Annotated in this window: 17 protein-coding genes; 5 read left to right on the forward strand and 12 right to left on the reverse strand. The window is 65.3% G+C overall.

From position 1 onward, the window contains the following. Window positions 1-2 precede the first annotated feature (2 nt). The 12 genes from AC0Z35_RS19525 to AC0Z35_RS19580 form a co-directional block, all read right to left on the reverse strand. Window positions 3-794, reverse strand: coding sequence for an SDR family NAD(P)-dependent oxidoreductase (locus AC0Z35_RS19525; RefSeq protein WP_046806570.1), 792 nt, complete (start codon window positions 792-794; stop codon window positions 3-5). Then, entirely contained in the window at window positions 791-3,142 is a 2,352-nt protein-coding gene (locus AC0Z35_RS19530) for a bifunctional salicylyl-CoA 5-hydroxylase/oxidoreductase (protein WP_120153697.1), read from the reverse strand. The genes AC0Z35_RS19525 and AC0Z35_RS19530 overlap by 4 nt, the downstream gene beginning before the upstream one ends. 708 nt (window positions 3,143-3,850) lie before the next feature. After that, entirely contained in the window at window positions 3,851-6,466 is a 2,616-nt protein-coding gene (locus AC0Z35_RS19535) for a sensor domain-containing protein (protein WP_104144760.1), read from the reverse strand. Beyond that, entirely contained in the window at window positions 6,467-7,267 is an 801-nt protein-coding gene (gene siaD, locus AC0Z35_RS19540; RefSeq protein ID WP_104144761.1) for a biofilm regulation diguanylate cyclase SiaD, read from the reverse strand. Then, window positions 7,264-7,641, reverse strand: a complete 378-nt coding sequence (gene siaC / locus AC0Z35_RS19545; protein ID WP_104144762.1) for a biofilm regulation phosphoprotein SiaC — start codon at window positions 7,639-7,641, stop codon at window positions 7,264-7,266. The genes siaD and siaC overlap by 4 nt, the downstream gene beginning before the upstream one ends. A 40-nt stretch (window positions 7,642-7,681) precedes the next feature. Then, a complete protein-coding gene (gene siaB / locus AC0Z35_RS19550; protein WP_046807395.1) occupies window positions 7,682-8,221 on the reverse strand; it encodes a biofilm regulation protein kinase SiaB in 540 nt (179 codons plus the stop codon). Between the two features lie 24 nt (window positions 8,222-8,245). After that, window positions 8,246-10,234, reverse strand: coding sequence for a biofilm regulation protein phosphatase SiaA (siaA, locus tag AC0Z35_RS19555; protein WP_205571601.1), 1,989 nt, complete (start codon window positions 10,232-10,234; stop codon window positions 8,246-8,248). A 252-nt stretch (window positions 10,235-10,486) separates the two neighbouring features. Next, entirely contained in the window at window positions 10,487-11,191 is a 705-nt protein-coding gene (locus AC0Z35_RS19560; RefSeq protein WP_046807400.1) for an ABC transporter ATP-binding protein, read from the reverse strand. After that, a complete protein-coding gene (locus AC0Z35_RS19565) occupies window positions 11,191-11,982 on the reverse strand; it encodes an ABC transporter ATP-binding protein (RefSeq protein ID WP_485132543.1) in 792 nt (263 codons plus the stop codon). Before AC0Z35_RS19565 ends, AC0Z35_RS19560 begins: the two co-directional genes overlap by 1 nt. After that, window positions 11,979-12,944: a branched-chain amino acid ABC transporter permease gene (locus AC0Z35_RS19570; RefSeq protein WP_104144764.1), complete on the reverse strand. Its 966-nt coding sequence runs from the start codon at window positions 12,942-12,944 to the stop codon at window positions 11,979-11,981. The genes AC0Z35_RS19565 and AC0Z35_RS19570 overlap by 4 nt, the downstream gene beginning before the upstream one ends. Continuing rightward, window positions 12,944-13,864 carry a branched-chain amino acid ABC transporter permease gene (locus AC0Z35_RS19575; protein ID WP_046807392.1) on the reverse strand — a complete coding sequence of 307 codons (921 nt, stop codon included), beginning with the start codon at window positions 13,862-13,864 and terminating at the stop codon, window positions 12,944-12,946. The genes AC0Z35_RS19570 and AC0Z35_RS19575 overlap by 1 nt, the downstream gene beginning before the upstream one ends. A gap of 131 nt (window positions 13,865-13,995) precedes the next feature. Continuing rightward, window positions 13,996-15,159 (reverse strand): ABC transporter substrate-binding protein, encoded by a 1,164-nt coding sequence (locus tag AC0Z35_RS19580; RefSeq protein WP_046807391.1) that lies wholly within the window; start codon window positions 15,157-15,159, stop codon window positions 13,996-13,998. Window positions 15,160-15,427: 268 nt separating this feature from the next. Here AC0Z35_RS19580 and AC0Z35_RS19585 point away from each other — a divergent pair, with 268 nt between their 5' ends. The 5 genes from AC0Z35_RS19585 to AC0Z35_RS19605 all read left to right on the forward strand — a co-directional run bounded on the left by AC0Z35_RS19585 (window position 15,428) and on the right by AC0Z35_RS19605 (window position 20,224). Beyond that, the gene (locus tag AC0Z35_RS19585; protein WP_046807390.1) at window positions 15,428-15,922 is read left to right on the forward strand and encodes a MarR family winged helix-turn-helix transcriptional regulator; all 495 of its coding nucleotides are present in this window, start codon (window positions 15,428-15,430) and stop codon (window positions 15,920-15,922) included. A gap of 61 nt (window positions 15,923-15,983) precedes the next feature. After that, window positions 15,984-17,024 (forward strand): hypothetical protein, encoded by a 1,041-nt coding sequence (locus AC0Z35_RS19590; RefSeq protein ID WP_046807389.1) that lies wholly within the window; start codon window positions 15,984-15,986, stop codon window positions 17,022-17,024. 145 nt (window positions 17,025-17,169) lie between these two features. Beyond that, window positions 17,170-18,396 (forward strand): bifunctional glutamate N-acetyltransferase/amino-acid acetyltransferase ArgJ, encoded by a 1,227-nt coding sequence (gene argJ / locus AC0Z35_RS19595; RefSeq protein ID WP_046807388.1) that lies wholly within the window; start codon window positions 17,170-17,172, stop codon window positions 18,394-18,396. Between the two features lie 6 nt (window positions 18,397-18,402). Then, the gene (locus AC0Z35_RS19600; protein WP_485132544.1) at window positions 18,403-19,269 is read left to right on the forward strand and encodes an ATP-binding protein; all 867 of its coding nucleotides are present in this window, start codon (window positions 18,403-18,405) and stop codon (window positions 19,267-19,269) included. Next, window positions 19,262-20,224 carry a Nudix family hydrolase gene (locus tag AC0Z35_RS19605; RefSeq protein ID WP_219991637.1) on the forward strand — a complete coding sequence of 321 codons (963 nt, stop codon included), beginning with the start codon at window positions 19,262-19,264 and terminating at the stop codon, window positions 20,222-20,224. The genes AC0Z35_RS19600 and AC0Z35_RS19605 overlap by 8 nt, the downstream gene beginning before the upstream one ends. Window positions 20,225-20,312 lie beyond the last annotated feature (88 nt).

Raw genomic sequence — 20,312 nt, forward strand, 5'->3', positions numbered from 1 at the left:
GCCTAGCCGGTCATCACTTCGCCGCCGTCCACGGCGATCGCCTGCCCGTTGACCGAGGCAGAGGCCGGCAACGCCAGCCATGCCACCGTTTCGGCCACTTCCTCGGGCTGCACCAGGCGGCCCTGCGGGTTGCGCTCGGCCAGTTTGGCGCGGGCGGCGTCCGGCGTCATGCCGGTCTTGTCGACGATATTGGCCACCGCGCCGCGCACGATGTCGGTCTCGGTGTAGCCCGGGCACACCGCGTTCACGGTGACGCCCTTCTGCGCGGTTTCCAGCGCCAGTGAACGGGTCAGCCCGATCACGCCATGCTTGGCGGCGCAGTAAGCACTGACATACCCATAGCCGATCAGGCCCGCCGTGCTGGCCACGTTGATGACACGGCCCCATTTTTCTTGCAGCATGCCGGGCAACGCAGCCTGGATGCAGTGAAACGTGCCGGTCAGGTTCACCGCGATCATCTGGTGCCACAGCGCGGCGTCGGTGCGGTCAAAGCGCTGGCTGACCGCCTGGCCCGCGTTGTTCACCAACACCAGCACCGGGCCGAATTCTGCTTCTGCCTGTGCAAACGCGGCGCGTACCGACGCTTCGTCCGCGATGTCGGCGCTAACGGACTGCACCTGCCCCAACGCGGCCAGGCTATCCGTGGCCGCTTCCAGCGCCGCGCCATCACGGCCCAGCAGCGTCACGCGTGCACCACGCGCCAGCAGCGCACGCGCGCTGGCCAGCCCGATGCCGCGCGCGCCCCCCGTCACCAAGGCGTGGCGCCCCGCCAGCGGTTGCGCAAGACTTGTCATTTGATATCCAGTTGCGCCATCGCGGCAGCGCGTTCGAAGTTGGTTTCCAGCTGGCGCTTGCCTGCAAAGTACTGGCTGGGCCAGGCCACATCGCGGTAGCCGACGCGCGCCGCTTCACGCAGCGTCCACGAGGCATCGGCCAGATGGGGACGCGCCAGTGCGCACAGGTCCGCCCGGCCCGAGGCGATGATGCCGTTGGCATGGTCCGCTTCGAAAATGGCGCCCACCGCGATGGTGGGAATGCCCGCCTCGTTGCGCACGCGGTCCGCGAACGGCGTCTGGAACATGCGGCCGTAAACCGGCTTCTCTTCCTTGCTGACCTGACCGGACGAGCAATCGATCATGTCGGCGCCCGCCGCCTTGAAATGGCGCGCGATCTCCACCGCGTCGTCGGCGGTGATGCCGCCTTCCACCCAATCGCTGGCCGAAATCCGCACCGACATCGGCTTGTCCTGCGGCCACACCTCGCGCACCGCCTTGAAGACCTCCAACGGGAAGCGCAAGCGGTTTTCCAGGCTGCCGCCGTACTCGTCGTCCCGATGGTTCGTCAGCGGCGAAATGAAACTGGACAGCAGGTAGCCGTGCGCGCAGTGCAGCTCCAGCCAATCGAAACCGGCCGCTTGCGCGCGCCGAGCCGCCGCCACAAAGTTGTCGCGCGCATCGTCCATGTCGGCACGCGTCATCGCGCGCGGCGTCTGCGACACCCCTTCGATGTACGGCAGCGCCGAGGCCGATAGCAACGGCCAATTCCCTTCCGCCAACGGGTGATCGATCTTCTGCCAGCCCAGCTGCGTTGACCCCTTGCGGCCCGCATGGCCCAGCTGCACACCGATCCGCGCATCGCTATTGCCATGCACGAAATCCACAATGCGCTTGAACGCCTGCGTCTGCTCGTCGTTCCACAGGCCCGGGCACCCCGGCGTGATGCGCCCATCCGGCGACACGCAAGTCATCTCAACCATGACCAGCCCCGCGCCGCCCATGGCGCGCGCCCCCAGGTGCACCAGATGAAAATCACCCGGCACGCCGTCCGTGCACGAATACATCGCCATCGGCGACACCAGAATGCGATTCTTCAAGCGCACGCCGCGCACCTGATACGGCGTCAGCATCGGAATGGCCGGACGCTGACCCGGCGCCGCCGGCGCACCGGCACGTTCCGCAATCCAGCGCTCAAACCCTTCCAACCACGCCGGATCACGCAAGCGCAGGTTTTCATGCGAGATGCGCTGCGAACGCGTCAGCAACGAATACGCAAATTGCTCCGGCTCCAGTTCGGCGTAACGCTCAACGTTCTCGAACCACTCGGTGGAATTGCGCGCCGCGTTCTGAATCTTCAGCACCTCGACGCTGCGCACCTCTTCATAGTGCTTCAGCCCCGCCTCGACGCTGCCCTCGGCGCCGCTCAGGCAGCGCGCCAGCTCGATGGAATCCTCAAGCGCCAGCTTGGTGCCCGAGCCAATGGAAAAGTGCGCCGTGTGCGCCGCATCGCCCATCAGCACCACCGGCACCCGACGCTGACCGCGCGCCGTCTCCAGCGTATTCCAGTGCACCCAGGTGTTGCAGATCACCCGCGGGAAACGGATCCAGATCGCCGAGCCACGCAGGTGCGACGCATTGCTGATCAGCGCATTGCCATCCAGCCAGGGCGCAAACAGCTTTTCGCAGTACGCAATGCCCTCTTCCTGGCTCATCTGCTCAATGCCCGCCGCCTGCCACGTCTCTTCAGGCGTCTCGACAATAAACGTCGACATGCCATCTTCGTACCGATACGCATGCGCCTGGAACCAGCCGTGTTCCGTCTGCACGAACGCAAACGTGAACGCATCAAACACCTTCTTCGTGCCCAGCCACACAAAGCGGCAACGGCGCTGGTCAATATCCGGGTGGAACGTATCCGCGTAACGCGTACGGATCTGGCTGTTGATGCCGTCCGACGCAATCACCAGGTCCGCGTCGTACTCGCGGGCAATGGCCTGATCGTCCTGAACAAAGTTCTCGAACACCAGCTTCACGCCCACATCCTCGCAACGCGCCTGCAAGATGTTCAACAGCTTCTTGCGCCCAATCCCAATAAAGCCGTGCCCGCTGCTGCGGATGCTGCGGCCCTTGAAATGGATGTCGATGTCATCCCAATGGTTGAACGCATCGCCAATGGTCTGAGCGGACACGGGATCGGCTTCACGCAAGTTCTGCATGGTGGCATCCGAAAACACCACGCCCCATCCAAAGGTGTCATACGGACGATTACGTTCGATGACCGTCACTTCGTTAGCGGGGTTCTGCAACTTCATGAGCAGACCAAAATACAGGCCGGCGGGACCGCCGCCGATGCAGACTATTTTCATTGCCGTATACGCTCCGAGGTACGCGACAGTCGCTCGTGTATCGGAGCGGGGCGCCGCGGATATTTAGGTCTGGATAGTTTAGGCTTGAAATATATACCTGAAGTGAGGGGTGCGCAAATGCGGGAAAGCTATTAGGAAAACCAGAAAAAAGGGACACGGCAACGAACGTCACCGCGAAAAAGACAAACCGTACAGACCGCAAAATAGTGCCGCACCCGCCGCGCGGAGCCAGCAAGGCAAATCGAAAGAAAGGAATAGAAGCAGGGGAGAGAGGCAGAGAACGAGAGCCAGAGCCAGCGCGCCAACGCACGCAAGACCCGCCCCGAAAAGCGCGAGAGCGCCCCCCACCGACGCACAAAAGCGCGTAAGCCCCAAAAGGCCGCCCGCGCGGCCGGCCTGGGGCGGGCCCCGCAAGACCTTCCGCCCCACCCCACCCGTGGCTAAACCCTCAAGAACCCCACCCGCCCCAGCGACCGATCACAATGCCCGATCGCAGCCCGGCGCGGCGGCGGCACGGGGCGGTGGGGAGTCGATAAGCCCGAGGGAATCCGAAGGCAGTCGCCGCAGGCGACAACGAGGATGACGACGGGGCAGTCCGGAGCGAAGGCTCCGGACCGCAATCGTTGACCCGCCGCCCCGTGCCGTCGCCGCGCCGGGCGTCAAAAGAACCCAACACCCGCCCCTAGAACGCCAACCCAAAACAGCCACCTACCTCCCCCGCAACCACTCCTCCAACTCCCCCGCCGGCAACGGTGGCGAAAACAAAAACCCCTGCCCCGCCGCGCACCCCTGCTCGATCAAAAACCGTCGCTGCTCTTCATTCTCGACGCCTTCAGCCACCACAGGCAGGCTCAAGCTTTCACCAATCCGTATCACCGCACTGGTCAACGCCCGCGCCGCATCATCGCTTTCCAGCCCCTGCACAAAGCTGCGATCCAGTTTCAGCTCATCGACGATCAGCCGCCGCAAGTGCCCCAGGCTGGAATACCCGGTTCCGAAGTCATCCATCGACAGCCGCACCCCCAGGCGATGCAGCTCCGCAATCGTGCGCAGCGTCCCGGCCGTGGCATCCAGCACCACCCCTTCCGTGATCTCAAGCATCAGATCCGCCGGCGCCAGCCCAAACTCCGCCAACGTCGCCGCAATCATCCGGGGCAGATTCAGATTATGGAAATTCGTGGCCGACAAGTTCACCGACACCGACGGCACCCGCAAACCGTTATTGCGCCAGATCGCCAACTGCGAACACGCCTCGCGCAGCGCCCAGTCCCCCAGGTCGCCGATCAGCCCGCATTCCTCGGCCAACGGCACGAACCGCGCCGGCGAAATATCGCCCAACGTCGGATGGCGCCATCGCGCCAGCGCCTCAATTCCATACAGACTGCCGTTCTTCAACCCCACCTGCGGTTGATAATGCAGCCGCAACGCCTTCGCTTCCAACGCATCCCGCAGCGCCGCTTCCAGCGCCAGACGTTCTTGCGCCTGACGGTTCATTTCCGCGCTGAAGAAAGAAATGCGGTTCCGCCCCGCCGTCTTCGCCTGATACATCGCCATGTCCGCATGGCGCAGCAACGTATCCATATCGCGGCCGTTCTCCGGGAACACGCTGATCCCGATACTGACCGACGGATTCAACGTCACGCCACCCACCGAAAACGGCTGGGCCAACGCCACCAGGACATGTTCCGCCGCCGCCGTCAGACGGCCATGCTCGAAGTCCGGCATCAGCATCACAAACTCGTCGCCCGACAAGCGGCCCACGATGTCCGACGCCCGCGCCAGCCGGCGCAAACGCTGCGCCACATCCCGCAGCAACGCATCGCCGATGGGATGTCCCAGCGTATCGTTCACCTGCTTGAACCGATCCAGGTCCAGGAACAACACCGCCACCCGCTTGCGTTCCGGCTCCGCCCGCGCAATCGCCTGCTCGGCCTGCGCCAGCAACAGATTGCGGTTCGGCAAGCCCGTCAGCTCGTCATAGAACGCCAACTGACGAATCCGCGCGCGCGCTTCCTCGCGTTCCAGCGCCAGCGCGCACAGATACACACACACATCCACCAGCCGATGATGAAAATCGTCCGGCAGGCGGCGTTCGCGGAAGTAAAAGCCGAACGTACCGATCACCCGGCCATCGCTGGACTTGATGGGCGACGACCAGCATGCCTTGATGTCTTCAGGCAGCGGCAGATGGCGGTAGTCGTCCCACAGCGGGTCCGTCGCGATGTCCGGCACGATGACCGGCCGACCCAGGAACGCCGACGTGCCGCAGGCGCCCACATTCGGACCAATCTTTACCCCGTCCAGCGCGCTGGAGTAGGCGTCCGGCATGCTCGGCGACGCCAGCGGGCGCAGATGCCCCGTATCGTCCACCCGCAACACCGTCGCCGCCACTTCGGGCGCCAGGCGCTCGACCTCGCGGCACACCATGTTCATGACCTCGACCACCGACGCCTCGTTCACCATGGCTTGCAGCACGCGGCGTTGCAGCACCTCGTGCACCTTGGTGGGCGTAATGTCGGTCAGCACATCCACGATGTTGACCAGCGTGCCACGGTCATCGAAGACCGAGTTGGCCATGACCGACACCCACAACGGCTTGCCGCAGCGGTCATAGACCAGCACGTCTTTATGGAAGCCTTCGCGGCAAGCGATGCGGCGGTCCAGTTCTTCGCGCGTGCCGCCGTCCGGGCGTCCGCCCGCCAGCAACTCGCCCAGTTCCTGATGCAGCGCGTCGCCGCGCGCAAAGCCCAGCATGCGCTGAAAGCCGTCGTTCACGTAGACGATGCGGCCATCGCAACCGGACACTGCCACCGCGTTGCCCGTTTCGTTGATGCCCAGCAGCAGCAAGCGAATCTCTTCCTGCCGTTCCGCGTCGGCAATCGACTTGCGCGACACCACCGACACGCGCGTGATGGCACCGTCCTCGTCGGGCAAAGGCAGGTACGTGGCTTCGATCCACAGGCTGCCGCCGTCCTTCATGCGGTAGCGACACGTGCCGGAAAAATGTTCGCCCCGACGCAAGCGCGTCCAGATGCGTTCGCCGCTGGCGATGCCCTTGCCTTCATCCATGCTGTCGCACAGCATGTCGTGGCGCAGCGTCAGCGCCTCTTCGCGGGTATAGCCAACCGCCGCCAGGAAATTGGCGTTGGCCTTCAATAGCGCGCCATCGGCGTCAAAGTCGAACAGCAACAGCGCCCGATCCATCGACGCCAGGTAATTCTGGGTATGCCACGCGGCGCCCTGGGGGCCCGCGCTTGAAACGCTTGCCTGATGAGTGTCAAGCATAAGGGGCTCCATACCGGAAAACAGCAGTTCCGGTTTCATTCAGCGCTTTGGAAAACCAAGGGCGACGCGATCGCGTCCGTCCTGCTTGGCCAGATACAGCGCCTGGTCCGCTCGGCTTAGCGTTTCGGAAAAGGTTTCTCCGGATTGGTAGTGCGCCATGCCGATGCTGACCGTCAGCCTCAATACGTCGTGCTCGCCCGCCGCCACCGCCAGCCCGCGCACCGCGCCGACCAGCCTGTCCATGACGCCTTGGGCGGCTTCGGGTTGCGTGTTGGGCAGCATCACCAGGAATTCTTCGCCACCCCAACGTCCGCATAGATCACCGGCGCGCAGGCTTTCGCGCAGCACCCCGGCCAGTTCAACCAGCGCGCGGTCGCCGGTTTCGTGCCCATAGCGGTCGTTGACCGCCTTGAAGTGGTCCACATCCAGCATGGCAACCACGAAGCTCTCGTTGCTGCGCGAGGCGCGGCCCACTTCCTGCTTGATCATGTCCATCAGCGCGCGCCGGTTCAGCAGGCCCGTCAGCGGATCGCGGCTGGACGTTTCCTCCAGCGCGGTGTTCAAGTCCCGCATCATGTTCTGGTAGTGATCGGAAATGCGGGCAATGCGCGTCAAGCGGCGCAGTTGGCGGTCGAACTGGTCGCACAGGCCCAGCTCGCGCTCGTGCGCCATCGATTGGTACGCGTCCGACAACTGCGTCACGCGTTCGATACGCGCCATCTGTTCGGCCGTGTGCCGCCACAGCGCTTCAAGCGCCTCGCGCAGCGGGTGGCCGGTATGGGCAGGGTCCGCCAGCAGTTCGGCGATGCGGCGATCCAGCTCGGCGGCGCCCGGCTTCATTCGCGGCCAACCACCGAAAACGGAAAGGTGCAGTCTTCCTTGAATTCCTCGGCCAGCTCGCCGACGCGTTCGTTGCGCTTGTCGTAGAACCAGGTCACGCTGACCGGCTGGCCCTTGCAATGGGCCGCTTCCAGCAGGTCGAAGATGTCCATGACGGATTTGATGCTGCTGGTGTTCAGGTACAGCAGCTCCAGTTCCAGGCGCAACGGGGCCGTCGTGCCCAGCAGATAGGCTTCGACCCATTCAATGACCGGGCCGAACAATTCAAACGAATTCTCGGGGTAGGAGTCGCCGCGCATCGCCAGCACGCCGGCAGCGGCGTCGGCGGTGATGGCGGGCGTGGACTGCGTCCCGGGAATGTTCAGGTCTTTCATCAGATACTCCGAAAATGATTCTTGGCTGCGCACGTAGCCTTCAGATCACAACGCTAAGGCTGAAGAACGCAATGCCCTCGCCCGCCGTGGGCGTCAGGCTGGCTTCCAGCGGAGCGCCGGCGCGCCGCGCAATATCGATCAGGCCCAGGCCCGCGCCCGAGGCCACGCCCTGGGCGCGCGGCTTGTGCAGCTGCGCCTTGTATTCGGCCTTGAGCGCCGCCTTGTCCAGCGCGGCCAGTTCGCGGATGCGCGCAACCAGCGCGTGGCCGTCCTCGGCCTTGACCCGGTTGCCCGCCGACACCACGTAGCGGCTTTCGTCGCGGCGGCCAATGACCACCGTGGCGCAGGCTTCGGCATCGCCATTGGCGGTGGCGTATTGGCGGATGTTCTGGATCATTTCGATATAGACCGAAAAGACATCCATGGCTTCCGCCGGTCGCGCATGTTCCGCGTTCAGGTAGTTCTTGAGCGCGTTGCCGATTTCCTCGATCAGGCTGCGGGAGATCGGCCCGTTAAAGCAAAGCAGGGTCCGGTTCTGGTTGAACCGTTCGCCCAACGCGTAGAGATCGGAGGCATTCATAGGGGGTTACCGCCCTGATAACGTTTATTCGAAACGGAAAGACAGCAGGGTGATGTCGTCACGCTGGGGACGGCCACCCTGGTACTGCGCCAGCGCCTGCGAAAACGCGGCTGCTTGCTCGGTTAACGGCTGCCGCGCGTGTCTCTTGAGCATTTCCGCAAAACGCGTGTTGCCGAAACCGAATCCGTGCTCGCCGCCGGCCTGGTCCAGGAAGCCGTCGGTGGCCAGGTAATACGTCCAGCCGGATTGCAGCGGCACGTCGATGTTTTCATAGACGCCCACCCGCTTGTCGCCCAGCGCGCGCTTGCCGCCCTGGATTTCGCGCAGGGTCTCGCCATCGCTGGCGTACAGGCTGATCTTCGCGCCGGCATAGCGCAGGCGCGCGGATTGGCGGTCAATATATACCAGGCCCGCATCGGTATTCGTGGCCAGCGCGCGCGGCAATTGCGCATCCGCAAGCATCGCGCGGATGGCGCCGTCGGTGCGGGTTAGCACCCCGGCCGGGTCGCTGGGGCCGACCTCGGTAATCGCCAGATCGATCGCGGCGCGCGCCAGCATCGTCATCAGCGCGCCCGGCACGCCGTGGCCCGCGCAATCCATGATGCCCAACAGGCAGTTGGCGCCATCGGAACGGAAAACGTAGAAGTCGCCGCCGACCACATCGCGCGGCTTCCACAGCACGAAGTGGTGCGCGCCCAGCGATTGCGTCATCTGGCGGTCGGGCAGGATAGCGCGCTGGATCAGGCTGGCGTAGTCGATGGAATCGCCGATCTTCTTGTGCGCGGCCGCCATGGCGCGGTTGGCGTCTTCCAGGGCAGAGGTGCGCTCGCGCACCTTGCTTTCCAGTTCGGCCGTGTGCTGGCGGACCTTGTCGGCCATGACGCCGAACGCGCGGCTGAGGTCGCCGATTTCGTCCTGGCCGCCCGGCGGCAGGCGCACGTCGTAACTGCCGTCGGCGATGGCGCGTGCCGATTGCTGCAAGCGGCGCAAGGGGCGCAGCATCAGGCGTTCAATGGCGTAGCCAAAGCACAGCAGCATGGCGGCGAACAGCACCACCAGGCCGATGGCGGCCGGCCACAGCCAGTCGGTGTCCAGCACGCGCGCGGCGCCCAGGTCCACCAGGGTGAGCACGTGCCAGTGCAGTTCGGGCATATACGCCACCGACACCAGCTGGCGCGCGCCATCCATGACGACCCAGGCCGTCTGCACCGATTGCGGGTCCGCCTGCGCGGCATGCATGGCCGCGCGCAACTCTTCCCGGCCCGGCCCCGCGTCCAGCAGGCTGAACACCCGCCCGCGGTCCGCCGCGCCGCCGCCCGCGCCCGAGTTATAGGCGATCAGCGTGGGGTCCATGTGCGCCTGGATGGCGCCGTCTTCGTCAACGATGATCGGCGTAACGCCAGGTTGGCCGCTGTTGACGAATTCGCGCAGGAAGCCGCCCACATCCAGCCCCGCACCGGTCAGCCCCACCACCTTGTCGCCGTCGCGCACCTGCGCGTTGATCCAGACCTTGGTGGTCTTGAGCTTCAGGTCTGGGTTGACGTTGATGTTGTACTTGGCCGGCGACTTCAGCGTGGCGTAGAACCAGCCGTCGTCCGCTGCCGAGGGGCTGAGCGTATAGCGCGGCGCCTCGGACAGCGGCTGGTCGTCGTTGAAGTAGTAGTTGCCGGAGGCGGCGCTGGCGATAAAGTAGGCGCGCCCAAGCAAGTCGCGCCGATAGCCGTCGGCCTCGCGAAAGAACAGCTCGCGGGCGGCGGGATCGTTTTCGTTGCGCAGCCAGCGGCGAGTGACTTCGCTGTCGGCCAGCCGCAACGACAAGGCCAGTTCGCGCGACACCGGCGCCAGGATGCGTTGCCGGTTCAGCTGCGTGAAGTTATCGGCGAAGGCGCGTCCGAAGTGGTCCCGGACGCCGTCCAGCACCAACCAACCGATGACGGCGGCAGGCGCCAAGGCGACCACGCACGCCAGCAACAGCGCCATCAATGATTTTTTGCGCAAACCCCATTTCGCCATGCGAAGTCTTCCTGACAACTTGATAAGACATAACGTGCGTCACGTGCGTACCCAGTCGGCAAGCACACGCGATGGGGACAGGCGCGACAAGTGTAGAGAACAGCGGGGGCTTTTGAAACAGCTGCAAACGTCTGGATTCGAGCCAGACACCTTGTGTTTCAACGCAGCAATGAAAATGGCGGTTTATTGCGTTTTATTTCCTACTTTTTTCTTATTATTTTTCCGCTCACCCGCCCCTGTGCAGCTTTATTACTACACGCCCAGATAGCGTTCCCATAGGCCACGGTCCGCGTCCAGCGCGGGCGAGTCGCCCGTCCAGACCACTTTGCCGCGTTCCAGGATGACGTGCTGATCCGCCAGGCTGAGCAACCTTTCGACATATTTATCGATGACCAGGATGGTCTGCCCGGCTTCGCGCAGACGCGCCAGGCAATGCCAGATCTCTTCGCGGATCTTGGGGGCCAGCCCTTCGGTGGCTTCGTCCAGGATCAAGAGGCGCGGATTGGTCACTAGTGCCCGGCCGATAGCCAGCATCTGCTGCTCGCCGCCCGACAACTGGTTGCCCATGTTGCGGGCGCGTTCGCGCAGGCGGGGGAACAGGTCGAAGACGCGGTCGGGCGTCCACGGGTCGGTAATGTCGGGGTTGCGGCCCGCCACGAAAGCGGTCAGGTGTTCGCGCACGCTCAGGTTCGGAAAGCACTGGCGACCTTCCGGCACGATGGCCACGCCGGCCCGCGCGATACGGTCCGTGCTCCAGCCGCTGATGTCCTGGCCCGCAAAGTGAATCTTGCCGCCGCGCAGCGGCAACTGGCCGAACAGGGTGCGCAGCAGCGTGGTCTTGCCCATGCCGTTGCGGCCCAGCAGCGTCACCACCTGCCCCGCGCCAATTTGCAGGTCCACGCCGAACAGCACCTGGCTGGCGCCGTAGCCGCTCTTGGCCGATTCAATGGTCAGCATCATGCGGTCTCCTCGTCGCCCAGGTAGGCTTGGCGCACTTCGGGATTGGCGCGGATGTCGTCGGGGGTGCCGGTGGCGATGACGCGGCCATACACCAGCACCGACAAGCGGTCGGCCAGGCGGAACACCGCCTGCATGTCGTGTTCGACCAGCAGCATGGCGGCCCGGCCGCGCAGGCTTTCGATCAGCTCGGTCAGGCGGACGGTTTCGTCCGGCCCCATGCCGGCCATGGGCTCGTCCAGCAACAGCACACTGGGACGCGCGGCCAGCGCCAGCGCGAATTCCACCTTGCGCTGCTCGCCGTGCGGCAGGGTGCCGGCCGGGCGGTCCAGCAGACTGGCATCGATGGCGCATTCACGCGCCAGCTCGCGCGCCTGTTCGTACAGCGCGGCCTCGGCGGCGCGCGGCTTCCAGAACCGGAAGCTGCTGCCCGCGTGCGCCTGCACCGCCAGGACCAGGTTGTCCAACACGTTGGACTGCTTGAAGATATTGGTGATCTGGTACGACCGGGACAAACCGGCCGCCACCCGCTGGTGCGCGTTCAGGCCGGTCACGTCGCGTCCGCCGACCGTCAGCGTGCCGGAGTCGGCCGCCAAGGTGCCGGACAACAGATGGATCAACGTGGACTTGCCGGCGCCGTTGGGACCGATCAAGGCGTGGATCTCACCCGGATTCAAGGACAGCGACACATTGTCGGTGGCCACCAGCGCACCAAAGCGGCGCACCAGGCCGGTGGCTTGCAAGGCGGGCGTATTTGCCGAGGTGGCCTGGGCAACGGATGACAGGCTCATGATCCCACCTTGCCGGATTGGGCAGCGGCGCGTCCGCCGAACATCGGGCCGAACAGGCCCACCAGACCGCGCGGCGCGCCGAACACCACGCACAGCAGCAACACGCCCAGCGGCAGGTGCCAGTATTCCGTCCACAAGCGCAGCACTTCTTCCAGCGTCAGCATCACGACCGCGCCGGCCACACCGCCCCAACGCAGCCCGATGCCGCCCACCAGCACCATGATCAGCAGGTTGGCCGACTGCGTCCAATGCATCAGGCTGGGGGAAATGAACAGGTTGTGATTGGCCAGCAGCGCGCCCGCCAGGCCCGCCGCCGCGCCGCTGAGCGTGAACGCCACCAGCTTGATGCGGTAGACGGGATAGCCCATGGACTCCATGCGCGATTCGTTTTCGCGAATGCCCTGCAAGGCGGTGCCAAAGCGCGACGACACCACGCGGCTGAACACCCACATCAGCAGCGCAAACAGCACCAGCACCAGGTAATAGAAGCTGACGTCATTGGCCAGGTCGATGCCCGGCAAGGTGGAATAGCCGGGCAGGTTCAGCCCGTCTTCCCCGCCGTACTGGCGCAGCGAAATGAAGATGTAGAACAGCATCTGCGCGAACGCCAGCGTGATCATGATGAAGTAGACGCCACGCGTGCGCAGCGAGATCGCCCCCGTGATCGCGGCCAGCACGGCCGCCAGCAGCATCGCCACCGGCCAGACGATAAACGCCGATGTGATGCCCGACATCGCCAGGATGCCCACGGCGTAGGCGCCCGCGCCAAAGAAGGCCGCGTGGCCCAGCGCCACCATGCCGCCGTAACCCAGGATCAGGTTCAGGCTGGTCGCGGCCAGGGCGTAGATCAGCACGCGGCGCACGAATGAAATGTAGAAGTCCAGGCCCAGCGCGGGCGCGATCAGCGGGAATGCCGCCAGCGCCAACAACAGGACCACCGTCCAGATTGTGCTTTTCATCATCAACCCCGCGCCGGAAAGAGGCCCGAGGGCCGGAACACCAGCACGGCCGCCATCAATACGTAGATGGCGATGGCGGCCAGCGTCGGACCGACACTGGACGCGACAGCGGGCGAAAAGACCTGGCGCAGCAACATGGGCAGGAAGGCACGCCCCGCCGTGTCGACCATGCCCACCAGCAAGGCGCCGACAAACGCGCCACGAATCGATCCGATGCCGCCGATGACGATGCACACCAGCACCAGGATCAGGATTTCTTCGCCCATGCCGACCTGCACCGACGTGATCGGCCCCAGCAACGCGCCGGCCACGGCGGCCAGCATGGCGCCCAGCACGAACACGCCCAGGAACAGCAAGGGCACGCGCACGCCCATCAGCGTGGCCATCTGGCGATTGGACGCGCCGGCCCGCACCAGCACGCCGGCGCGGGTGCGCGTCACGAACCAGTACAGCCCTGCGGCGGCGGCCACGCCGAACACGATGATCATCAGCCGATAGGCCGGGTACAGCAGGTCGGGCAGCAGCCGCACCGGACCTGACAACACAGCCGGCATGTTCAGCATGACGGGCGCCGGCCCCCAGATCATCTTGACCAGGTCATTGGCGATAAGGATGACGGCGTAGGTGCCCAGCACCTGGGCCAGATGGTCGCGCAGCGCAAGGCGGCGGATAAGCGTCAGTTCCAGCACCACGCCGACCAGGCCGGTGGCGACGGCCGCCACCAGGACGGCGGCGGTAAATGAACCTGTGCGCTGCATGGTTTCGGCGGCGACATAGGCGCCGGCCATGTAGAGCGAGCCGTGAGCCAGATTCATGATGTCCATGATGCCGAAAACCAGGGTCAGCCCGGCCGCGATCAAAAACAACATCAACCCAAACTGCAGACCGTTCAGCAATTGCTCGACGATCAGCGTAAACGTCATGAACACTTCCCCCTGCCGCGCGCCTGGATGGCGGTGCGCGTGCGATTCAAACCTACATGGGACGGCGGCGCGCGCCGGCCGCGTCCGGCTGGGCCGGAAACCACGGCTGACGCGCGCTTGGGCGTCTTACCTCAGAGCTTGCACTCGCCGACGTAGACGTCCTGGTACTTGTCGAACACCTTGCCGACCAGCTTGTTGGTGATGCGGCCGCTGCCGTCCTTGTCGACGACGCGCAGGTAATAGGCCTGGATCGGATAGTGGTTCTTGCCGTAGGTGAAGCTGCCGCGCACCGACGGGTAGTCGGCCTTTTCCAGGGCGGCGATGACGGCCGCGCGATCCGAGGCCTTGCCGCCGGCCTGCTTGACGGCGGCGTCCATGGCCATGATCACGTCGTACGCCTGGGCGGCGTAAACCGACGGGTAACGGCCGTTGTATTCCTTGCGGAAGGCGTCCACGAACACCTTGTTCTGCGGCACGTCCAGGTCATGCGCCCACTGGGCGGTGTTGTACATGCCCAGCATGGGTTCGCCCACGGCCTGGATCACGTCTTCGTCAGCCGAGAAGCCCGGGCCGATCAGCTTGACGCTTTGCGACAGGCCGGCCGACACGAACTGCTTGACGAAGTTGATGCCCATGCCGCCCGGCAGGAAGATGTAGACGGCGTCCGGTTTGGCGGCGCGAATCTGCGCGATCTCGGCGGCGTAGTCGATCTGGCCCAGCTTGGTGTAGACCTCGTCGCCCGGGGCGGTCTTGTAGCCGCGCTTGAAGCCCGTCAACGCGTCCTTGCCCGCCGGATAGTCGGGGGCCATGATGAACATTTTCTTGAAGCCACGGTCGGCGGCGACCTTGCCGGCGGCTTCGTGGAAGGCGTCGTTCTGGTACGACGTGCCGAACCAGTAGTTATTGCACTGGGCACCGGCGAACTGGCTGGGGCCCGGGTTGTTCGACAGGTACGGCACCTTGGCGGCGAACAGGGCGGGGCCGACGGCCAGCGCCACGTTCGAGCCGATCGGGCCGGTGAAGAAATCGATTTTTTCGCGCTGGATATAACGCGTGACCAATTGGCGGGCCTGGTCAGGGTTGCCGCCCATGTCGGTCTGCACGAATTCGGCGGGCTGGCCGCCCAGCTTGCTGCCCAGTTGCTTGATGGCCAGGTTGAAGCCATCGCGCGCTTCGGCGCCCAGCGCCGAGAACGGGCCGGAGATATCGTTGGCGATGCCGACCTTGACGGCGTCGGCCATGGCCACGGCCGGAACCAGCGCGGCGGCGGCGATAAGGGAAGTGATCAAACGCATGGTGGTGTGCTCCGTGCGCGAGCCCGCGCAGAGGGTGTTCTTATTGAGGGTGCGATTCGAATGACTTCTGCGCGCGGCATAGGGAAAGCTGGCGCGGTTCATAGTTTAGGTTTAAAGTATTCTTCAAAACAAGACTAGGGTTTTTACCAGCGGGGTTTCTACCGCGGGTTTACCAGCCCCCCATCAACGATGACCACTTCGACGACACGCTGGGTACGGCGCACGCGCGACAGTACCCGACATCTTGCCGAACCTCAAGAAAACGCCGATGACTGACGCTCCTGATCTCGAATCCCGCGCCGCGCCCGACGACCACCATGCGTTGCGCCTCTGGCTGCGCATGCTCACCTGCGCCAATCTCGTCGAAAGCGAGATCCGCAGCCGCCTGCGTAACGAGTTCGACACCACCCTGCCCCGCTTCGACCTGATGGCGCAATTGCAACGCGCGCCCAAGGGCATGAAGATGGGCGAGCTCTCGCGGCACATGATGGTCACCAACGGCAATATCACCGGCATTACCGACCAGCTTGAAAAGGAAGGGCTGGTGGTGCGCACCAAGGTCGAGTCCGACCGCCGCAGTTCGCTCATCAAGCTCACGCCGCAGGGCAAGAAAAGCTTTGCCCGCATGGCGCGCGCCCATGAAACCTGGGTCAAGTCCATGTTTGGCGACCTGCCCGAGTCCACCCGCAACGCGCTGTTCCAGGCGCTGGGCGAACTGAAGCTGCAAGTAGTGGCCACCCGCTCGGAATCGGCCAAGCCATAAGCCCGCGCTTTGCCCCCGCCAGCGCTGAAAACCGACCCCGGTTTGGCGCATAATTGCCGCCATGATTCCGGTTTCCCTTCCTGGCGGTAATTTCTATGTGCTGATGGCAGCGTCGCTGGCCTGCCTGGCGACCTTGCTGACCTGGCTGGCCGTGCTGGCGACCACGCCCAGCGCGCGGCTGTGGCTGGGCGACCACCGGCGCATCGGCACGACGCTGATGACCATTCTTGCGCTGGTCGGCGCCATCTTTCCTTATCAGCAGTTCAGCCTGTGGTTTGCCGCCCACCGCGACGCCGAGGCCGACGCCGGCCGCAAGACCACGCTGGCCCACGCCACGCGCCTGTCCGGCGTGGACATGCCCGCCGGCACCGTGCTCAGCCTGACCCGGCCGGGGGAACTGGCCTCGTTCGACCGCGCCGTTTTCCCCGACGCGCAACCCGCCGCCATCCTGGGCGTGTCCGCCACCCGCCTGTTCCGCTACGCCGCCACGCCCAAGCAACCCGAAACCCTGTCCGTGGAAATTGCCCGCGACCAGGCCCAGGAAGGCTGGCTGTGCGCGCACGGACATCGGCTGGAATTCGTGTTGCAAGGCGGCCAGCCGCGCTTTGCCAGCTGCCATCTGGCGGTGGGCAATACCCTGGACCAGCAGCCGGTGCCGCCGGGCGCCTGGTTGAAAGTGGACGAGGCCGCGCGCGGCACGCCGCCCGACGCGGGCGCCAGCACGCCGCGCTGGTTGCTGCGTACCGAGGGCAGCGACGCGGTGACGTTGCGCCAACTGCCCTTGCTGAAGGTGGACATGCGGCTGGACAGCCAGCGCCGCCTGCTGGATTTTGAAGGCCTGCTGGCGCGCGAGACGACGCTGGGCGCCATGACCTACCCGCCCGGCACCCGCGTGCTGGCCGCCAACCCGCGCCTGCCCGGCGCGCAAGCAGGCGACCTGTTGTTTTCGCCGTCGCGCGGGCGCTCGGCGCGCCGCAATGGGGGTGAAGACGTCGACGCCGGCAACTCGGTGCTGCAAGCGCCCGACGGCACGGTGCGCAGCGTGCTGACCAACCGCCAGGCCGGCGTGCTGGACGTGGCGGCCATGCGGATGGCCCCCTGACCGCCTTGCCCGCCAGGGGCCACCCTGCCCCACCAGCCGCCGCCTGACAAACCCCTGCCGCAAACCGGTGGGATAATACGAAGCTTTCCCCCGCGCGCCGCCTTACCGGCGGCGATTTTGTCCTGCCTACTCAAGAGACGAAGTCATGGCCGTTAATTTGCAGATCCCCTCCGAGTCCGAAATTTTTCCTGTAGCCGGTGTTGAAATCGGCGTCACCGAGGCCGGCATCCGCAAAGCCAACCGACGTGACCTGACCGTGTTCCGCCTGGCCGAAGGCACCAGCGTGGCGGGCGTGTTCACGCGCAACCGCTTCTGCGCCGCCCCGGTGCAGGTCTGCCAGGCCCACCTGGCCGCCGGCGGCCCCATCAGCGCGCTGGTCATCAACACCGGCAACGCCAACGCCGGCACGGGCGAAGAAGGCTTGAAGAAAGCGCAGGACACCTGCGAAGCGCTGGGCAAGCTGCTGGGCGTGCCCGCCGCCGAAGTCCTGCCGTTCTCCACCGGCGTCATCCTTGAGCCCCTGCCGCTGGACCGCCTGGTCGCCGGCCTGCCGGGCGCCATCGCCAACCTGGGCGCCGACCATTGGTCCAGCGCCGCGCACGGCATCATGACGACCGACACGCTGCCCAAGATCTCGTCGGCCAAGGTGCTGATCGACGGCAAGACCGTCACCTTCACCGGCATCAGCAAGGGCGCCGGCATGATCCGCCCCAACATGGCGACCATGCTCAGCTTCCTGGCCACCGATGCCGGCATTGCCCAGCCGCTGTTGCGCAAGCTGGCCGGTGAAATCGCCGACGCGTCGTTCAACCGCATCACGGTTGACGGCGACACGTCCACCAACGATTCCTTCATCATCGCCGCCACCGGCAAATCGGGCGTGAACGTCAACAGCGAATCAGACGCCGCCTACGCCGCCGTGCGCGACGCGCTGACCGCCGCCGCGCTGGAGCTGGCCACCAAGATCGTGCGTGACGCCGAAGGCGCCACCAAGTTCATGACCATCCGCGTCGAAGAGGCCGGCACCACCGAAGAAGCGCTGAAGGTGGCTTACGCCGTGGCGCATTCGCCGCTGGTCAAGACCGCGTTCTTCGCGTCGGACCCCAACCTGGGCCGCATCCTGGCGGCCGTGGGCTACGCCGGTATCGACGACCTGGACGTGTCAAACATCCGCCTGTGGCTGGACGATGTGCTGGTGGCCAAGAACGGCGGCCGCAACCCCGACTACCAGGAAGCCGATGGCCAGCGCGTGATGAAGCAGGCCGAAATCCTGGTGCGCATCGCGCTGGGTCGGGGCCAGGTGTCTGACACCGTCTACACCTGCGACTTCTCGCACGAATACGTGTCCATCAACGCCGACTACCGTTCGTGATCGGCCATGAGCGCTAGCGAGTTCACCACCCTTATCCAGCGCGCCGAGCGCGTGTTGGCGCAGCTTGAGGCCTTTCTGCCGCCGGCCACGCCCGAGATCGACTGGAGCGCGCACGCGTTCCGTTGGCGCAAGCGCGGCTCGCGCGGTTGGCTCGATGCGGTGCGCCACGTGGCGCGCATCGACATGCAGGACCTTCAGCACATCGAGCGCCAGAAGGCCACCATCGACCGCAACACGCAGCAGTTTCTGGCGAACAAGCCGGCCAATAACGTGCTGATGACCGGCGCGCGCGGCACCGGCAAGAGCTCGCTGGTCAAGGCGATGCTGGCGGCGTACGGCGACCAGGGCCTGCGCCTGATCGAAGTGGACAAGTCCGACCTGGGCGACCTGGCCGACATCGTCGAACTGGTCGCGCCGCGCCCCGAACGCTTCATCGTCTTCTGCGACGACCTGTCGTTTGAAGAAGGCGAGCCCGGCTACAAGGCGTTGAAGTCGGTGCTGGACGGCTCGGTGTCGGCCTCGGGCGACAACGTGCTGATCTACGCCACGTCCAACCGGCGTCATCTGATGCCCGAATACATGAGCGAGAACCTTCAGGCCAAGTATCAGCCCGATGGCGAAATCCACCCCGGCGAAACCGTCGAGGAAAAGATCTCGCTGTCGGAACGCTTTGGCCTGTGGCTGTCGTTCTATCCGTTCAAGCAGGATGACTACCTGGACATCGTCTACCACTGGCTGCGCGAGCTGGGCTGCCCGGAGGCGCACATCGAGCCCTCGCGCACCGAGGCGCTGCAATGGACGATTGAACGCGGATCGCGTTCGGGCCGCGTGGCCTATCAGTTCGCGCGCGATTGGGCGGCCCGCCATGTCTGAAAAGATCGTTGACGTTGCAGCGGGCCTGATCCTGCGTCCCGACGGCATGCTGCTCTTGGGCCAGCGGCCCGAGGGCAAGCCCTGGTCGGGCTGGTGGGAGCTGCCGGGCGGCAAGCTGGAACCTGGCGAAACGGTGCTGCAAGCGCTGGCCCGCGAATTGCAGGAAGAGCTGGGCATCCGCGTGACGCAGTCGCGCCCGTGGGTGACCTATGTGCATGTCTATCCCCACACCACGGTGCGCCTGGCGTTCTGCCATGTCACGGCGTGGGAAGGCGAACCGCAAGGACTGGAAAACCAGCGCCTGGAATGGGTCAACCCCGCCAACGCGGCATCGGTCGGCGACTTGCTGCCCGCCACGCTGCCGCCGCTGCGCTGGCTGCAACTGCCCACCACTTATGGCATCAGCTCGATCGGCTCGCGTGCGGGCGTGGCCGCGTTCCTGGGCCGGCTGGACGCAGCGCTTGCGCGTGGCGTGAAGCTCGTGCAACTGCGTGAACCGCAATGGCCCGATGGCGCCGGTGCGGCATCGCTGCATGAAGTTTTTCAGCAAGTGATCAAGCGCTGCCGCGCCGCCGGCGCGCGTGTGCTGGTCAACAGCGCGCACCCCGCCGCATGGTGGAAAGAAGCCGACGGCGTACACCTGCGCACTGCGGATGCCGCCCGCTTGCACGCACGGCCCGAATTGCCGGCCGGCGCGCTGGTTGGCGTGTCCGCGCACGACAACGCGCAAGTCGTCCACGCCCGTGAACTCGGCGCCGACTTTGCCGTGCTGGGTCCCGTGCTGGACACGCCCAGCCACCCTGGCGCCGCGACGCTCGGCTGGGAAGGCTTTGTGGCGGGTAATCGCGACGCGGGCATACCCGTATTCGCGCTGGGCGGCCAGTCCACCGCCACCGTGTCGCACGCACTACGTCATGGTGCGCACGGCATCGCGGGTATACGTGGCGTGATCTAACTACCCTGCGGGGCCGGAAGTCTGGCAAGATGTAAGTCTTATCGGCCCCGCCGCCGGCTCGTCCGGCGCCGCTCCGGTCCTGATAGCC

It is taken from the genome of Achromobacter sp. 1L-A-4-B-C2, assembly GCF_057291955.1.

What these genes read in the sequence shown, in the direction of transcription:
- AC0Z35_RS19525 (WP_046806570.1), bottom strand. Translation starts at nt 794, where the DNA reads ATGACAAGTCTTGCGCAACCGCTGGCGGGGCGCCACGCCTTGGTGACG.
- AC0Z35_RS19530 (WP_120153697.1), bottom strand. Translation starts at nt 3,142, where the DNA reads ATGAAAATAGTCTGCATCGGCGGCGGTCCCGCCGGCCTGTATTTTGGT.
- AC0Z35_RS19535 (WP_104144760.1), bottom strand. Translation starts at nt 6,466, where the DNA reads ATGAAACCGGAACTGCTGTTTTCCGGTATGGAGCCCCTTATGCTTGAC.
- siaD (WP_104144761.1), bottom strand. Translation starts at nt 7,267, where the DNA reads ATGAAGCCGGGCGCCGCCGAGCTGGATCGCCGCATCGCCGAACTGCTG.
- siaC (WP_104144762.1), bottom strand. Translation starts at nt 7,641, where the DNA reads ATGAAAGACCTGAACATTCCCGGGACGCAGTCCACGCCCGCCATCACC.
- siaB (WP_046807395.1), bottom strand. Translation starts at nt 8,221, where the DNA reads ATGAATGCCTCCGATCTCTACGCGTTGGGCGAACGGTTCAACCAGAAC.
- siaA (WP_205571601.1), bottom strand. Translation starts at nt 10,234, where the DNA reads ATGGCGAAATGGGGTTTGCGCAAAAAATCATTGATGGCGCTGTTGCTG.
- AC0Z35_RS19560 (WP_046807400.1), bottom strand. Translation starts at nt 11,191, where the DNA reads ATGCTGACCATTGAATCGGCCAAGAGCGGCTACGGCGCCAGCCAGGTG.
- AC0Z35_RS19565 (WP_485132543.1), bottom strand. Translation starts at nt 11,982, where the DNA reads ATGAGCCTGTCATCCGTTGCCCAGGCCACCTCGGCAAATACGCCCGCC.
- AC0Z35_RS19570 (WP_104144764.1), bottom strand. Translation starts at nt 12,944, where the DNA reads ATGATGAAAAGCACAATCTGGACGGTGGTCCTGTTGTTGGCGCTGGCG.
- AC0Z35_RS19575 (WP_046807392.1), bottom strand. Translation starts at nt 13,864, where the DNA reads ATGACGTTTACGCTGATCGTCGAGCAATTGCTGAACGGTCTGCAGTTT.
- AC0Z35_RS19580 (WP_046807391.1), bottom strand. Translation starts at nt 15,159, where the DNA reads ATGCGTTTGATCACTTCCCTTATCGCCGCCGCCGCGCTGGTTCCGGCC.
- AC0Z35_RS19585 (WP_046807390.1), top strand. Translation starts at nt 15,428, where the DNA reads ATGACTGACGCTCCTGATCTCGAATCCCGCGCCGCGCCCGACGACCAC.
- AC0Z35_RS19590 (WP_046807389.1), top strand. Translation starts at nt 15,984, where the DNA reads ATGATTCCGGTTTCCCTTCCTGGCGGTAATTTCTATGTGCTGATGGCA.
- argJ (WP_046807388.1), top strand. Translation starts at nt 17,170, where the DNA reads ATGGCCGTTAATTTGCAGATCCCCTCCGAGTCCGAAATTTTTCCTGTA.
- AC0Z35_RS19600 (WP_485132544.1), top strand. Translation starts at nt 18,403, where the DNA reads ATGAGCGCTAGCGAGTTCACCACCCTTATCCAGCGCGCCGAGCGCGTG.
- AC0Z35_RS19605 (WP_219991637.1), top strand. Translation starts at nt 19,262, where the DNA reads ATGTCTGAAAAGATCGTTGACGTTGCAGCGGGCCTGATCCTGCGTCCC.